The organism is Christiangramia qingdaonensis (assembly GCF_048381525.1).
Lineage (GTDB): Bacteria > Bacteroidota > Bacteroidia > Flavobacteriales > Flavobacteriaceae > Christiangramia.
Map to the genome: position 1 here is coordinate 360,890 of NZ_JBLWIM010000012.1, position 14,639 is coordinate 375,528.

A 14,639-nucleotide genomic window follows, 5' to 3' on the forward strand; every position below is an offset into this window, starting at 1 on the left:
GTTCATGTTCCTCAACTGCCATCCCGATAAACAGGGCAGACAGCATTGTAAAAATAAACGCTTGTAGGAATGCTACTAACAATTCCAGTACTGTTATAAATAAGGCAAACGGAACCGAAACTCCGGCGATGCCTGCATTTTCTAAGATAAAGATCAACCCGATCAAACTCAAGATAATAATGTGCCCTGCCGTAATATTCGCGAATAAACGAATCATAAGCGCGATAGGCTTAATAAATACCCCTGCAAGTTCCACGACTGCAAGAATTGGTTTTACGAAAGTAGGAACTCCTGGCATCCATAAAGTGTGCTTCCAGAAATCCTTATTACCGTTGATTAATATTAAGGCAAGTGTAAATAAACCAAGTGATACAGTTACAGCAATATTACCGGTAACGTTTGCAGCTCCTGGTAACAGACCAAGTAAGTTAGTAATCCAGATAAAAAAGAATACCGATAATAAGAAAGGCATGAACTTCATGTATCTCTTTTCTCCCAGCTGTGGAATCGCGATATCATCTCTAACAAAGATCACAAGTGTTTCAAGAATATTATTGAAACCTTTTGGTGCATGTGCATTCTTTTTGTGATGTCTGGCCAGGCTTGTGAAAAACAACAGCATTAATATCACTGTAAGCAGCATAGCCGCAACGTTCTTTGTAATAGAAAAATCCCATGGTTTAGAAGCGTTTATCGGGTGCTCCTCAGCGTCAAGCTCCACAGCGGTTGCACCATCATTAAGCCTGTAAATATCCTCATGAAGATTTACAAAACGCATTCCGTCTTTTTCAACTACATGATGACCTTCAGTATCATGGTGAAATTCACTAGACATAAAAGTTACCAGACCGTTTTCCGTATAAAGAATTACCGGTAAAGGCAATGTATACGAATTGTCTCCGGAACCAAAGAAATGCCAACCGTGAGAATCACCGATATGATGCAGGATCATCTCTGTTGCGTTAAACTCTTCTTCAGCTTCCCGAAGATCGGAATGCTCCTCTCCGTGCTCCTGAGCAAAGGTAAAGGCTGGGAAAATGGCTAAGGCCAATGTAAAGTACAAGCTAATCACTAAAGATTTCTGTGCTATCATACTACCTGATCTACTTAAAATTGTGGGCTCTAAATTTCCGTGCAAAGGTATACTTTTAATTTTTATCTGAAAGAAGCAGTTATATTTTTTTTGCCTATCCTGCGATTTTATGATTTTACTGAAAGTCAGCAGTTTATTTCAGGTTTATAAGCTTTACAGCGTAAATAGTTTCAAAAACAAGAAAGATAAAATAAGGTATAAAAAATGCGATTAAGCTCTGAAATGGATTAAGCGTCCCATTCAGCATCATAGGAAGCAAAAACAAAACTGCGGCGAGCATCTTAAAAAGACCGCAACCCATAAAGGCAAAACCAGTTTTATCGCTAAAGTTTTGCTGTACAAGAACCAGTAAAATGTATACAATGAGTGTTGCTATGAACTGGAAAGCATAGATCGCAAATGTAGAATAATAAAGTTCGGGCTGGAACAGGTAGTTTACCAGTGCAAACTGTATTAGCAGGCAAATGATAAAAAAAGGAATAAATACTTTGAGGAAACCTAAGATCTTTTGTTGCATTATTCGTCTTCGTTCAGATTTTTGACCTCCCTGTAAACAAGGTAAAGTGAGATAAACACGCCTGCAAGAGATAGAGAAATTGTATAAACAGAAAATTTGTTCGGAAACTTGTTGTCAAGCCAGATGCCCGCGAAAACTCCGGCAGCTATGAGAAGCCCCATTTGAAAGGCTATATTTATAAAACCCAGATACTTGTTACGCTGATCGTTTTTCATTTTTCGCTTTAAGAGGTTTTATACCTCCATTCATTTCACAGGTCGCATTAAATACTGCTCCCGTTTCTACCGCAAGTTTACCGGCGATCACTTCTCCTTCAATATGAGCCGTGCCGCGGAGACTAAGTACGTCTTTTACCAGCAATTTGCCATTAAAGTTTCCTTCAATATCTGCGCTATCACATTCCAGAGTACCATTTATCACTCCGCCTTTACTTATTACAACCTTTCCGGTAGTCTTAAGACTACCTTCTAGCTTGCCTTCTATTCTGAAGCATCCTTTTCCAGAGACCTCACCGGTTATAATTGTTCCTGCTGCAATACGATTTTGCTCACGCTGATCTGCAGAGCTTCTGGACTTTTTGGTATCTGAAAACATAATAGTAGGGCTTTAATTAAGATCTGACAAATTTCTTAAATTTTTCTTAATTTGTACAATTCTATAATTTTCTGCCGACATGACAAAAGCTTCCGATTCAATTTTAATCTTCTCATCCTTCTGAAGTAGCTCCAGAAATCCTTGTGCTGCAGATCTTGAGCTTAATCCATGTATAACAACAAACGTCTGCTCAGAGTTATAAACATCCCGTGAAGTTTGTATTTTCCTGTAGTCTAATTCTTCTAATTTTTCTTCAATCTGAATTTTTAAAGAATCTGCAGAAACATTTTCACTTTCAGAAAAAGCAAGCACCAGTTTAAAATTAGTCTGAGTACTATCGGCTACAAACTCCAGGTTTTTAAGGGATGGAATAGCCGTATTCAGTAATTGCTGTGCTTTTTGACCTTCCGGAGATTGCGGATAGTTTGCAGCCACATATTGCAGGGAATTTTCATAAGCATCGATTCCATATAATCTTGCGATCGCCTGAGTTTTCAGTAATTCTATCTTAGGCAAAATACTATTACCGTTATACTGAGATCTATAAGCGTCTGATTGCTCTAAAACCTCAGCGAAATTCTGTGCCTCAAATTTTCTATATAATTGTTCGTATATTTTTTCAGGACTGCTTTCATCCATTTGAACGCTCTGGGGATTTCTGATGAAAGCGGCATATCGCGAATCTGGATAATTCTGCAGTATATCCTGTTCCAGTCTTCGTAAATCATCTACACGATTCTGAGCTTTGTAAACCGAATACAAATTATATTTTGCCGGAAGTACCAGGCTCTGTTCTGGATTACTATTCAGCATAAACTCCAGCCTGTTCGCTGCCAGTGCATACTCACGGTACTTCTCATTATAGATCACTCCCAGTTGATAATTTGCACGATTTCGTTGAGAAGACAAACTATCCAGAACTAAAGCGTCTGTAGGGATTTGTGCAAGATAGGTTTGGGGATCGTAGATTGGATCATTGTCCAGGTTGATATCCATCAATCGCTCTTCAGCATTTACCGTACTTTGATTCATAGCACGGCTGCCGTAGCGCCAGTTATCGGCGAGTTCCCTGCTTCCCCATGTGCGGAGGAAATCCTGCGCGCCCCGGGAAACCCGTATTGGATTATAGAAGTAAAAAATGTTACCAGTATTTCCGCTATTAAAGTCACCTGCTGGCGGCACCGAAGCTGAAGCTGGTATATTCGTTTGCGGAAAATTAGTTCTTGGCCCTATCCCTGCTGTGTAAGCAGGTAATTCTCCAGACTCCATGGTTTTGACAGCTCGTGCTCTTAATGTATCTGTATAAGTCGTAAAATACTGCAATCTATCCTCCTCGCTCATGTTCGCGAGCCTCAAAATACTATCTGTTTCCTCAGCGATCTCTTCGTAAAGAATCACATCGGCAAGGTTTTCTCGTTTTTTGCTGATGGTCCTGAACTCCAGTAGATCTGGAGACATATAGGTCAAGGTACTATCAAAATATTTCCCGGCTTGCCGGTAGTTTGCTTCATCAAAATTGATATTCGCCAGGATCTCATAGTTGATCGATTTCAAAAAAATATCGCTTGATGGTGATCTCAAAGAGCGATTATAATAATTCACAGCCGTTTCTACGGAATCTAGACGATTGTAATACTCTCCAATCTGAAAATAGATCTTGTCGAGAAATGGTCGGTTTTCGCGATCTTCTTCCAGATCTCTTAAAAGCGCCAGTAGTTGGGTACGGTCACCATTCTGAAAATCAAAATTCCTTGCCTTTTGAATATGAGCATTCACCAGGTAAATTCGGGGAGACTTGCGTTTCAGGTCTATTACTTTATCAAAAGAAGCATTTGCGGCTGCCGATTGATCCATTCGATCATAGAGCTGACCAAGAATATAGTAATAACGACCTTTTTCAGCATTATTACTGGTGAATTCACTAGCGTTCTGTAATGGGACTACAGCACTATCAATATATTGTAAATTGATATAAGCCTGCGCAAGACTGGAACTGGCATCGGCTATATCTTCATCGTTTAGTTTATCTGAATCAAGAATCTTTTTCAGGTTTTTGATCGCCAGTTTTTCATTTCCTAACCTGATATTTGTTTTCTCTCGCCAGATCCTTGCGTGAGTTATATTATCACTAGCAGGATAACGGTAAAGAATGTAGTTGAATGCATCGAGCGCAGGGACGAAACGCTGATCGAAATACCGGGATTTCCCAAGGAGCAAATAAGCTTCATCCATTTGAGGATTTCGCTCTTTGCCTCCAATTTGCATGGAATGCTTCTGAATAGCTTTGACCGCTTTTTCTTCAGCTATACCAAAATTCTGATTTCTAATGCTATCTGGTAGGACGATATTTTCATCAAGAGCAAGTCTTTCAACAGGTAGAATATCCCAGTAATTATCTGCGTAATTCTGGTTGATCTCTTCTTTTCCCTGTTTAAAGGCGAGACCACCATTGTACAGCGTATTATATTCCGAAGTGATCGCGTGATAATTTCGGTTTACAAAAGAGTTCTTTTTCCTGGAGCAGCTAAGAATTGCCGCGGCAGTTAGTAAAAGCAGTGAAATTCGGGTAAACGTATTCAATATGAACCTTTTATGGTATCATGAATAACTTTGATACAGCTGGTTTAGTATGTAAAAGTAAACTTCTTTTTGCAAAGTCCAATAGCTGCAATTACTAGGCCTCAACGATCTCACTGGAAAAATAATCCTCCAGTTCCTTCAGGGTAGCTTCGGAAGTAGTTATATCACGAACCGGCACTCCCCTATCCAGGACAACGATTCTTTCGCAAACTTCAGTAACATGAATAAGATCATGACTGGAAATGAGGACAGTGGTTCCAGAGGTATTTGAAAGCTCCTTAAGAATCTTTTTAAGCCTGATCTGTGTGGTTGGATCCAGGTTTGCAAATGGTTCGTCGAGAATAACCACTTCAGGATCACCGATCAATGCGGCTACGATTCCTACCTTTTTCTGGTTTCCTTTTGAAAGATCCCGAAGATATTTCTTGCGACCAATGATCTCTTCATTGAAAAAATCCTGAAACTGCGTTAAGAATGAGTCTACATCTGCCCGATTTCTATTCCGAAGATCTCCAATAAAGTAAAAATATTCTTCTGGAGTCAGGTAACCAATAAGGAAACTTTCATCGATAAAGGAAGAAGTAAAAGTTTTCCAGTCCTCGCTTTCGCTCACCGTTATATCCTGATTAAAGATATTTCCGGAAGTGGGCTGAATAAGATCCAGCAGCAAGCTAAAAAATGTGGTTTTACCCGCACCGTTGTTACCTACGAGTCCGAAATTTTGTCCTGAAGGAATTTCCAGATGCTCGATATCAAGCACTTTGTTTCCGTTATATATTTTTGAAAGATTGGTTGCTGTGATCATATTCCTATAAATTTATTCTCCTTTTTGTTTAAATCCCTGGATCGTTACATATTTACGTCTTCGGTAGCGCTGTGTAAGGTAAGTTAATAGTACCGGACGCATAAGGATCCCGATAATACCCAATCCAGCAATGGTTCCCACGGCAACTTCATAACTTATGAATTTATTTACCAGCCAGAAAATGAAGACGGGAAATGCCATAACTGGAATTCCAACGAGCCATTGTGAAACACCCATTCCCTGGTAATTCATCACCGGACTTTTGTCAAGATCGATGCTCTTTTTGTTGAAACTTCCGGCAAAAATTAGCATAGGAACGTTCACTCCAATATTATAGATCGCGGCGGTAATATTCAGCAAAACCACTTCCCATCCAAAATAGATATAGGGAGTTGTAAGAATCAACAATACCACCACACTTACGGTTATTAATCCCATTTTAGAAGCCAGGTATTGTCTCATAGGTATGTTTTGAGACATGATCATGGAGTAATAGGACGAATCCCAGGATGGTACAAATTGACCAAAATTCATCATAAATACACCGGTCATAAAAACACCCACAAACAGAAAGAATGCTGGCATGTCCTGATAGGCGTCGTTCGGGTAGAAGATGAGCCCATAGCATAAAAGCAGAAGAGACATGAAAATGGTTGTTTTCGCTCTTTTATTCCGAAGAATAAGTTTAATATCTAATTGAAGGAAAGGTGCAATACTTCCAAATTTACGGGTCCAACCAAGATCCTGGGTGTTCACTTCCTTAGATTTGGCTTTTAAGTCCCGGTCTAGATAGAATTTTTTCCTTAAGTCTGAAAGATTCCACTGATAAAGTATAACCAGTAAAATGAAAGGAATGACTGCTAAGTACGGTTGGTCATATAAATAATCGAGGGCCGAACCAAAGTAACTTCCAATATCGAAAATACCATAGTAGTCCAAAGCACCCAGAATTGCCACCCCTATAATAACCGGAATTAATTGCTTAAGACTTTCGTTGAACTTCTTCTTGACAATAAAATTGAAATAGTTCACACATAAAACAAGTGCGTAAAACCCAAGCATCCAGCCTAGAACATTCCAGGCAGGGTAATCATACTTCAGGATACTTACCAGCCCGAAGGGAATGATCCAGAGCAATGGCAAAATGTTATAAAATGAGTATAGTGATTTAAGAAGTATATAATTGACCGCTTTTTTCTTCGATACAGGAATTACCATAAGCGGTTTGATATTCATCACCGGTAGGCTTTGCAACATAAACCGGAAAATGAACTCAAAGCCTATATAAGTCAAAGCAAATCTATTCACGATCGCCAAGGGATCCTGTTCTGGAAAAGATTCCTTAAGCAGCGGAAATAATGCTACGCCCAGAAATAAAAACATGGCTGAAAAATAGAGCGCCAGGAATATCATCAGGATTTTTAATCCCAGACTTTTTCCAAAACTGGCCGACCTTGTGAATGATTTCCATTCCAGCCAGAGAAATTTACTAAACATAAAATCTGCTGTTTATTTAGATAGGTAGAGAAATTTAAACTTTTGTTACATTTTTAAAAGCTTCATACTTTGTATTTTTACGCCCAAATATTAAAAAATGAGTAATTTTTACCCGCTAAAAATAAAGGAAATAATTCGTGAAACTTCCCAGGCGGTGAGTTTATCTTTCGATATTCCTGAAAACTTGAAAGAAGAGTTCCAATTCAAGGCCGGGCAGTATATCACTATTAAATATGATGCTGAAAATGGGGAAATAAGAAGAGCCTATTCTCTTTGTTCTGCTCCTGCTTCTGAAGATTTCAAGGTAACCGTAAAAGAAGTAGAAGGCGGTAGCTTTTCAGTGATCGCAAACAATAAACTTACAGCCGGAGATATTCTGGAGGTGCATCCGCCGGAAGGAAAATTTGTTTTTGAACCTGGTAATTCCGCTAAGGATTATGCTGCTTTCGCAGCAGGTAGCGGGATCACGCCAGTACTTTCCATCATCAAATCTGTATTGGAACAGGAACCCGAAAGTCGGTTTGTGCTAACCTATGGAAATAAATCTGTAGACGATACGATCTTTTTTAAGGAGTTACTGGAATTGCAATCTAAGTTTCCGGAAAGGCTTTTCGTAGAGTTTATTTACAGCCGTACACGTGAAGAAAATGCACAATTCGGAAGAATCGAAACAAGTACTGTAAACTATATCCTGAAGAATAAATTCAAGGACCGTAATTTCGAAACCTTCTATCTATGCGGACCCAAAAAAATGATCGATCACGTTACTGAAGTATTGAAGAAGAACGATGTTCGTGATGAGCAGATCAAATTCGAATTGTTTACAAGCACTTCAGAAGAAAAAGTGATTGAGGGAGATACTGATGGAAAAACTTCAGTAACCATTGTTGTGGATGATGAAGAGTATAGCTTTTCTATGGATCGTAAAGATGTGTTACTTGACGTTGCGCTGGAAGAAGATATCGATGTGCCTTATTCATGCCAGGGCGGAATTTGTAGTAGCTGTATGGCTCGAATTACTGAAGGTAAAGCTGAAATGAGTAAAAACCAGATCCTTACAGATGCAGAGATCGAGGAAGGTTTTATACTTACCTGCCAGGCGCATCCAACTACTTCTACGCTAAAAGTAGATTTTGATGATGTTTAAGAATTAGTCAGCAGCCGCTGAACTTTAGATACTACCACTTCCGGAGGAATGCTTCGCATAACATCTTCGTAGCCCTCCGGAACTTTATTACCATAAGCCGAAGTTGGGATCTTTGGATATTTCTCAAGATCCGGTAAGATACAATTCTCCATAGGCTGATTAAATGCAGCGAATCCCACATAAGGATGGGTAACGCCCCAGATACTTAGAACCGGAATCCCGAATATCGCTGCGATATGAGCATTTCCACTATCCATGGATAACATCATATACAGGTTAGAGATAAGGCTTAGTTCTTCCGCAAACCTCAATTTACCAACCACGCTTACACAATTTTCAAATCTGGATTCCCATTCTTCCAACTGTTTCTTTTCTGTATCCCCTCCTCCAAACAGGAAGATTTTAGTATTTGCCTCCGAAGAAAGCCTGGAAATCACCTGTTCCATGAGATCTACCGGATAAAATTTTGAACTATGCTGGGCAAATGGTGCGATTCCAAGCCATTTTACTTTTTTCCGTTTACCGGTAACATCAGAAATTCTGGGAAGTATTTCCCTCCTTGCAGCTGCTGTGTAATTGGAAAGATCTATCGGGTATCCTAGTTTCTCAAAAACTTCAGCATAACGCTGATGGGTAGTTTTCAGCTGCTTGAAAATCTTGTTGGTCTCCCGTGTAAGAGCTTTCTTTTCAGCTCTTCCCTTATCTATTTGTTCGAAAGGAATTCCGTAGAAATAAAAAACCGAGCGTAAGACATTGGTTCTTAGAACATCATGAAGATCTGCGACCATATCGATCTCCTCATCACGAAGTTCCCGGGCCAGGGTACCAAGTCCCAGAACACCTTCGTGAACGCCATCGACATCTGCCTCGTAGAGACGCACATTTGGCAAATGACTGAATAGCGGAAAAAAGAAAGAACGTGTAAGTACCGTAATTGTAAGCTGTGGATAGGTTCTAACCAGAATGCTCAAAACAGGAACCACCATCGCCACATCTCCCATGGCAGAAAGACGAATCACCAACAGATGTTTATTCTCTGAAGTTGATGGATGCTGATTACTATTCTGATCTTCCATTTCTATTTATTACCTCTTAGAACAGGATTAAGCTCATCGTCATTATACATCTTCATTTGCTTATACACTTTCATGTACTTTTCACCTTTTTCGATATCTTCCAGAAGCTGATTGATCGCCGTAGAAAGGTCTACACGTTGTTCCAGAAGTATATCCAATTTAGCCTTACAGGCCATCTGGTGCTTTTCTGAAGCATCTGTACGCTGTGCTTCTTCGTTCATATGATAGATCTTCAGCGCCAGAATAGATAAACGATCGATCGCCCATGCAGGACTTTCAGAATTGATCGTAGCATCTGTATTTGCCTTTACATCCTTATATTTTTCAAGAAAGTAACTATCAATATACTCCACAGTATCTGTTCTATCCTGGTTGGAAGCATCGATCTTACGCTTTAAAGTTAATGCTGCAACCGGGTCAATATTCTGGTCGCGAATAATATCTTCATAATGCCATTGGACGGTATCTATCCAGCATTTTCTGAAAAGTAAATGTTCCAGAAGATTCTTTTCAGCATCATAAGGATTTTTGAAATCCTGTTCTACGCTATCTTTTTCATGATAGAGTTCGATCACTTCTCTAAAAATAGTATTGGCTTTATCTGAAAACATAAAGTTGTTTTTAATATAAATTGAATGCGAATTGGCCTGAAATGCTCAGGTTTTGCAAAGATATTATTTTTATAAAGAGATTCCGGTGAATCTGAAGGAAATGGTTTAACCCAGAAAAACCAGGACAAAAGGCATAAAAATTAGCACTGCCAGTAATATTTCCTTGAATATGCGATCCTTCTTGCTATCAAAATAGTTAGAAGCAATGATACTAAGAGGTACGAAGAAGAATATAAGTTCACTTCCATTTTTAGTCGGAGCGAAGATCGCAACAGCAATAGAAATAACCAGGCAGAACAGGATCATGCTTAAGACCGGTCTTCTGGTAATGCTTGCCTTCTGTATCGCACTGAAATATTGAATAAGTGTCCAGAAAAGCAAACCCAGAATAATACTTAATGGAACTAATATCGACGCTACGTTATAACGACTAAAGTCAAAATTACTGGTCTGAAACCAGTCATTCAACGTATACAACTCATCATAAGCGAGTAGATGAAATGTTACCGTTAGAATGCCTACCGCCAGAAAAGCTACAAAGGGAACCAGCCAGTTCTTAAAAGCAGAAGCAAAATTAAGAATCGCGAAAAATATAAGCAGAAAGAACAATACCGACCAGAAATTATAAAGTGTGGCAATGGCGATCCAGAAAGTTGCATCAAAGATCTTTTGCCGTACAAATTTGTGAGATTTGAGGCTAATGATCCTCCGTAAAGCCAGCAGGATACAAAGATTGGAAATGATTACCGGCGTATTGGCCAGAAGTTCACTAAAACTAATCGCGAAAATTGCAAAAAGCAGGGTTTTATACGCACTCCGCTTAGTGAGTTCATTTTTCTTTGCTATAAAATTCAGCACGAATAAACTTAGAACAAGCAAACCCAAAACACCAATCTTTTGCAGTAAATCCAGTATCTCGAAACCATTTTCCCAGTGAAAAAAGTTCACTCCGGTGTAAAAGATAACCAGTAGCAGAACGATCACCGTGAGGTTAATAGGTTTGGATTTGCTAAAAAAGCTTGTTAGCATTGGTAGTTTTTATATTTTTGTAGTCACAATTAATGATACGATCATGAAAGATTTTTTTGAAGGAATAGAAGATTTGTTTGAGTTACTCCTTGCTCCATTAGACGAATTGAGAGCTTTGGAACTTGATTCCTGGTTTCTTGCCAATGGATTGAACTGGATCTTTATGGCTATTGGTTTTCTAGCTTTTCTTTACTGGATGAAGCAGCTAAAAACCTTTAACGATAATAACGAAGAAAACAGAGAATCTACTTCACATTCATTCTTAGGATAGGTCAAAACCTAAATCCTTTCTAAAATACATCTTATCAAATTGCAACAATTCTGCACTTTGGTAAGATTTTTTTAGTGCCTGTTTGTAATCACCCCCAAAGGAACTTACCGCAATTACGCGGCCACCACTAGTTACAACTCCTTCTGCAGTTCTACTCGTTCCTGCATGGAATACTAGAGATTCTGTCACCTTGTCCAATCCTGTGATTGGCTTCCCTTTCTCGTAAGATTCTGGATAACCTCCAGAAACCAGCATCACCGTTGTCGCAGACCGCTCGTCAATTTCAAGACTTGCAGTATTTAGTTCACCTTTCCAGGTAGATTCCAGTAATGAAACCAGATCAGACTTTATTCTTGGTAATACAACTTCAGTTTCAGGATCACCCATTCTAACATTATACTCGATCACATAAGGCTCATCCCCAACTTTGATCAAACCTATAAAAACAAAGCCTTTGTAATCGATATCTTCAGCTTTAAGACCATTCACCGTTGGTTTTACGATCCGGTCCTCTATTTTTTTCATTAGCGTTTCATCTGCAAATGGTACAGGTGAAATTGCTCCCATACCGCCAGTATTAAGCCCGGTGTCCCCCTCGCCTATTCTTTTATAATCTTTTGCCGTTGGAAGGATCTTATAATTCTCACCATCGGTTAGTACAAATACGCTTAATTCGATCCCATCAAGGAATTCTTCTATCACCACCTTCTCACTAGCCGCACCAAACTTCCCTGAAAGCATGTTTTCAAGTTCCTTTTTAGCTTCGTCCAGTTCTTTAATAATAAGCACCCCTTTGCCTGCGGCTAAACCATCGGCTTTCAACACGTACGGAGGTTTTAAAGTTTCCAGAAAACGTTTCCCTGCCTGTAGACTCTCAAAACTGAAACTCTCATAAGCAGCGGTAGGAATATTGTAAAGAGCCATAAATTCCTTGGCACGTTCCTTACTACCTTCCAGTAAAGCTCCTCGCTGTGAAGGCCCGATCATTTGAATATGCTTTAATTGATCATCATTCTTAAAGAAGTCCACAATTCCTTTTACCAGAGGATCTTCAGGACCCACCACAATCATGTCGATATTCTTGTCCAGGGCCACTTTTCCTACCTGTGCAAAATCAATCGGATTGATATCCAGGTTTTCGGCAATAGCTGCTGTACCGGCATTCCCGGGTCCTACATAAAGTTTATCGCATAGATCACTTTGGGCAATCTTCCAGGCAAAAGTATGCTCGCGACCACCGGAACCAAGAATGAGAATATTCATAGCTTCAAATTTTAATTGTTGCATCAAAAATAAATGTTTGTACATTGAAGCACCAATAAATTCGTTAAAAAAGCGCTTCTACACTTGGATTGGTTCAGATTATCTTTACAACTCAATAAATTCCCTATTCAGCGGGCTCAGAAAAAACTCAAGGAGGTTAAGAACATCCCCGAAGCCGAATATGAGAAGTATCAATACCGGCAGAGAAATCTATTGCTGGACTATCATATTCAGCATAACGATTTTTACCGCGACTTTTTTAAATGGGAAGGTTTTGACGATTGGAGCAAAGTCCCGATCATGAAAAAATCAGATCTGCAACAACCGCTCAAGGAGAGGTTGAGTTCTACGTATACAACGAAGTCGGCTTATGTGGGGAAAACTTCAGGAAGCAGTGGGCATCCCTTTATTTTTGCCAAGAACAGGTTTGCTCATGCCTTGAGTTGGGCTGGTTTTCAGGATCGCTACTCCTGGTATGGCATCGATCTTAACACCTCATTACAGGCTCGTTTCTACGGAATTCCTCTTGATTTCTTCGGAAATGTGCAGGAACGATTGAAAGACAGAATAAGCCTGAGGCGGAGGTTCAATATTTTTGATCTTAGTGAACAAAAAATGGAATCTTTTCTGGAACGTTTTAAAAAAGCAGATTTCAATTATCTTAATGGTTACACAAGTGCCATCCTGCTATTTGCAAAGTTTTTAAAGGATCGGGAAATCCTACTGAAGGATCTTTGTCCAAGTCTAAAAATATGTATTGTTACTTCTGAAAGACTCTTCGAAAAAGACAAGGAACTAATAGAAAATGTTCTGGGAGTTCCAGTGATCAATGAATACGGTGCCAGCGAAGTTGGACTTATTGCTTTCGAGGATCCTAACCATCACTGGATCGTAAATTCTGAAGATCTTTACGTAGAAATTCTCGATGAAAATGACAGGATATTGCCCTATGGTGAGGAAGGCCGGATCGTGATCACAGCACTATATAATTATGCTCACCCAATGATACGTTACGATATTGGAGATACCGGGTCTTTATCTACCAGAAGTACGCGAAAAAAGCCAGTTCTGGAACAATTAGTAGGTCGTACGAATGACATTGCCCGCTTACCAGATGGTAAAGTAGTTCCAGGACTAACCTTTTATTATGTCACTAAAACCATTATAGAAGACAGCGGGAACATTAGGGAATTTATTATTACCCAAACCAGACTGGATACATTTCATATAGATTATGTGAGCGATATCGAACTTTCTGAGCTTCAGAAAAAAGGTATTATGAAGGCGATCGAAATGTATGTGGGAAAAGATCTGAAGATTAGTTTTCAGAAAAATGAGGTGCTAAAACGTACAAAAAGCGGGAAACTAAAACAATTTACCTCGCTTATTCAATAGTTAATTTCTGTTTCGATTTTACAAAGAATTGCTCATTCAGAAAAATAAGCATTTTCTTAAGCGATGCTCTTCTGCCAAAACCAACAAGCCGGTAAACCTTGTAATTATATTTCAGCATTTCCAGTTTATTTCCTGAAATTGAATTCTTCCGAAGTCTATAATAGGCCAGTGATTCCCAGATTCCTTCCATGGGTCCACCTTCTTCAATAACTCTTAGCCACATTGCCCAGTCCTGGCGCTTCCGAAGGTCTGGAGCATAGATCTTTCCCAACAGCCCAGCATTATAAATACCTGTTAAGTTCCCAACATAATTTGCTTTAAGCAATCTTCGATGACTTAACACTGGCAAGGCCTGAATGACGATATTACTTTTGTTGCCCGATTCATGCATTAACTGGTAACTGGAGAAACAAGCCGCGACATTAGCCTTGGAAAGAACCTTTAGCTGCCTCTCAAGCTTATTCTCCTTCCAGAGGTCATCTGCGTCAAGAAATGAAATATACTGTCCCTCTGCAGCCTCAATCGCCTTATTTCGGGAATATGCGGTACCTTTATTCGTCGAATTGGTAAAAACCCTGATCCTATTTTCTTCGGAATCGAATTTCTGCAGGATCTGTGCAGTGGAATCTTTGGAAGCATCATTTACAATAAGCAGTTCCCAGTTGTGGTAAGTCTGAGAAATTACAGAACGAATCGCATCAGCAATATAAGCTTCGCTATTGTAAGCGGGCATTATGACAGACACCAGTCCCTCCTTCATT

General features: G+C 39.4%; 15 protein-coding genes. 3 read left to right on the forward strand and 12 right to left on the reverse strand.

Features of this window, described 5'->3' with window-relative positions; translation table 11 throughout:
- The 7 genes from atpB to ACNI3T_RS06555 form a co-directional block, all read right to left on the reverse strand.
- A partial coding sequence (gene atpB, locus ACNI3T_RS06525) for a F0F1 ATP synthase subunit A (protein WP_418227134.1) occupies positions 1-1,093 on the reverse strand: 1,093 nt, incomplete at its 3' end.
- Between the two features lie 133 nt (positions 1,094-1,226).
- The gene (locus ACNI3T_RS06530; RefSeq protein ID WP_418227135.1) at positions 1,227-1,610 is read right to left on the reverse strand and encodes a hypothetical protein; all 384 of its coding nucleotides are present in this window, start codon (positions 1,608-1,610) and stop codon (positions 1,227-1,229) included.
- Positions 1,610-1,825: an AtpZ/AtpI family protein gene (locus ACNI3T_RS06535; RefSeq protein ID WP_322301623.1), complete on the reverse strand. Its 216-nt coding sequence runs from the start codon at positions 1,823-1,825 to the stop codon at positions 1,610-1,612. Before ACNI3T_RS06535 ends, ACNI3T_RS06530 begins: the two co-directional genes overlap by 1 nt.
- Complete coding sequence (locus ACNI3T_RS06540; protein WP_322301622.1) at positions 1,806-2,204, reverse strand: bactofilin family protein; 399 nt, start codon at positions 2,202-2,204, stop codon at positions 1,806-1,808. The genes ACNI3T_RS06535 and ACNI3T_RS06540 overlap by 20 nt, the downstream gene beginning before the upstream one ends.
- A gap of 12 nt (positions 2,205-2,216) precedes the next feature.
- Positions 2,217-4,784, reverse strand: coding sequence for a type IX secretion system periplasmic lipoprotein PorW/SprE (gene porW / locus ACNI3T_RS06545; protein ID WP_418227136.1), 2,568 nt, complete (start codon positions 4,782-4,784; stop codon positions 2,217-2,219).
- 94 nt (positions 4,785-4,878) lie between these two features.
- A complete protein-coding gene (locus tag ACNI3T_RS06550; RefSeq protein ID WP_141876450.1) occupies positions 4,879-5,589 on the reverse strand; it encodes an ABC transporter ATP-binding protein in 711 nt (236 codons plus the stop codon).
- A 12-nt stretch (positions 5,590-5,601) separates the two neighbouring features.
- Positions 5,602-7,086: a DUF5687 family protein gene (locus ACNI3T_RS06555; protein WP_418227137.1), complete on the reverse strand. Its 1,485-nt coding sequence runs from the start codon at positions 7,084-7,086 to the stop codon at positions 5,602-5,604.
- Between the two features lie 97 nt (positions 7,087-7,183).
- On the opposite strand from ACNI3T_RS06555, the gene ACNI3T_RS06560 reads away from it, so the two are divergent.
- Positions 7,184-8,233 carry a 2Fe-2S iron-sulfur cluster-binding protein gene (locus ACNI3T_RS06560; RefSeq protein WP_418227138.1) on the forward strand — a complete coding sequence of 350 codons (1,050 nt, stop codon included), beginning with the start codon at positions 7,184-7,186 and terminating at the stop codon, positions 8,231-8,233.
- Here ACNI3T_RS06560 and ACNI3T_RS06565 read toward each other — a convergent pair.
- From ACNI3T_RS06565 to ACNI3T_RS06575, 3 genes are all read right to left on the reverse strand, one after another.
- A complete protein-coding gene (locus tag ACNI3T_RS06565; RefSeq protein WP_418227139.1) occupies positions 8,230-9,309 on the reverse strand; it encodes a glycosyltransferase family 9 protein in 1,080 nt (359 codons plus the stop codon). The two genes, ACNI3T_RS06560 and ACNI3T_RS06565, sit on opposite strands and share 4 nt — an antisense overlap.
- 2 nt (positions 9,310-9,311) lie before the next feature.
- Positions 9,312-9,920, reverse strand: a complete 609-nt coding sequence (locus ACNI3T_RS06570; RefSeq protein WP_141876446.1) for a DUF4254 domain-containing protein — start codon at positions 9,918-9,920, stop codon at positions 9,312-9,314.
- A gap of 105 nt (positions 9,921-10,025) precedes the next feature.
- Positions 10,026-10,949, reverse strand: coding sequence for a DUF6427 family protein (locus ACNI3T_RS06575; protein ID WP_418227140.1), 924 nt, complete (start codon positions 10,947-10,949; stop codon positions 10,026-10,028).
- A gap of 43 nt (positions 10,950-10,992) precedes the next feature.
- Between ACNI3T_RS06575 and ACNI3T_RS06580 the strand changes: the two genes are divergently transcribed.
- Positions 10,993-11,220: a DUF6341 family protein gene (locus ACNI3T_RS06580; RefSeq protein WP_295180392.1), complete on the forward strand. Its 228-nt coding sequence runs from the start codon at positions 10,993-10,995 to the stop codon at positions 11,218-11,220.
- On the opposite strand, the gene purD is transcribed toward ACNI3T_RS06580, so the two are convergent.
- Positions 11,212-12,483 carry a phosphoribosylamine--glycine ligase gene (purD, locus tag ACNI3T_RS06585; RefSeq protein ID WP_418227141.1) on the reverse strand — a complete coding sequence of 424 codons (1,272 nt, stop codon included), beginning with the start codon at positions 12,481-12,483 and terminating at the stop codon, positions 11,212-11,214. The genes ACNI3T_RS06580 and purD overlap by 9 nt on opposite strands.
- Before the next feature lie 84 nt (positions 12,484-12,567).
- Here purD and ACNI3T_RS06590 point away from each other — a divergent pair, with 84 nt between their 5' ends.
- Positions 12,568-13,878, forward strand: a complete 1,311-nt coding sequence (locus ACNI3T_RS06590; protein ID WP_418227142.1) for a phenylacetate--CoA ligase family protein — start codon at positions 12,568-12,570, stop codon at positions 13,876-13,878.
- On the opposite strand, the gene ACNI3T_RS06595 is transcribed toward ACNI3T_RS06590, so the two are convergent.
- Positions 13,868-14,638 (reverse strand): glycosyltransferase family 2 protein, encoded by a 771-nt coding sequence (locus tag ACNI3T_RS06595; RefSeq protein ID WP_418227143.1) that lies wholly within the window; start codon positions 14,636-14,638, stop codon positions 13,868-13,870. The two genes, ACNI3T_RS06590 and ACNI3T_RS06595, sit on opposite strands and share 11 nt — an antisense overlap.
- Position 14,639: the final 1 nt, after the last annotated feature.

What these genes read in the sequence shown, in the direction of transcription:
- purD (WP_418227141.1), bottom strand. Translation starts at nt 12,483, where the DNA reads ATGAATATTCTCATTCTTGGTTCCGGTGGTCGCGAGCATACTTTTGCC.
- ACNI3T_RS06550 (WP_141876450.1), bottom strand. Translation starts at nt 5,589, where the DNA reads ATGATCACAGCAACCAATCTTTCAAAAATATATAACGGAAACAAAGTG.
- ACNI3T_RS06595 (WP_418227143.1), bottom strand. Translation starts at nt 14,638, where the DNA reads ATGAAGGAGGGACTGGTGTCTGTCATAATGCCCGCTTACAATAGCGAA.
- ACNI3T_RS06565 (WP_418227139.1), bottom strand. Translation starts at nt 9,309, where the DNA reads ATGGAAGATCAGAATAGTAATCAGCATCCATCAACTTCAGAGAATAAA.
- ACNI3T_RS06570 (WP_141876446.1), bottom strand. Translation starts at nt 9,920, where the DNA reads ATGTTTTCAGATAAAGCCAATACTATTTTTAGAGAAGTGATCGAACTC.
- ACNI3T_RS06555 (WP_418227137.1), bottom strand. Translation starts at nt 7,086, where the DNA reads ATGTTTAGTAAATTTCTCTGGCTGGAATGGAAATCATTCACAAGGTCG.
- ACNI3T_RS06530 (WP_418227135.1), bottom strand. Translation starts at nt 1,610, where the DNA reads ATGCAACAAAAGATCTTAGGTTTCCTCAAAGTATTTATTCCTTTTTTT.
- ACNI3T_RS06535 (WP_322301623.1), bottom strand. Translation starts at nt 1,825, where the DNA reads ATGAAAAACGATCAGCGTAACAAGTATCTGGGTTTTATAAATATAGCC.
- ACNI3T_RS06580 (WP_295180392.1), top strand. Translation starts at nt 10,993, where the DNA reads ATGAAAGATTTTTTTGAAGGAATAGAAGATTTGTTTGAGTTACTCCTT.
- ACNI3T_RS06560 (WP_418227138.1), top strand. Translation starts at nt 7,184, where the DNA reads ATGAGTAATTTTTACCCGCTAAAAATAAAGGAAATAATTCGTGAAACT.
- ACNI3T_RS06540 (WP_322301622.1), bottom strand. Translation starts at nt 2,204, where the DNA reads ATGTTTTCAGATACCAAAAAGTCCAGAAGCTCTGCAGATCAGCGTGAG.
- ACNI3T_RS06575 (WP_418227140.1), bottom strand. Translation starts at nt 10,949, where the DNA reads ATGCTAACAAGCTTTTTTAGCAAATCCAAACCTATTAACCTCACGGTG.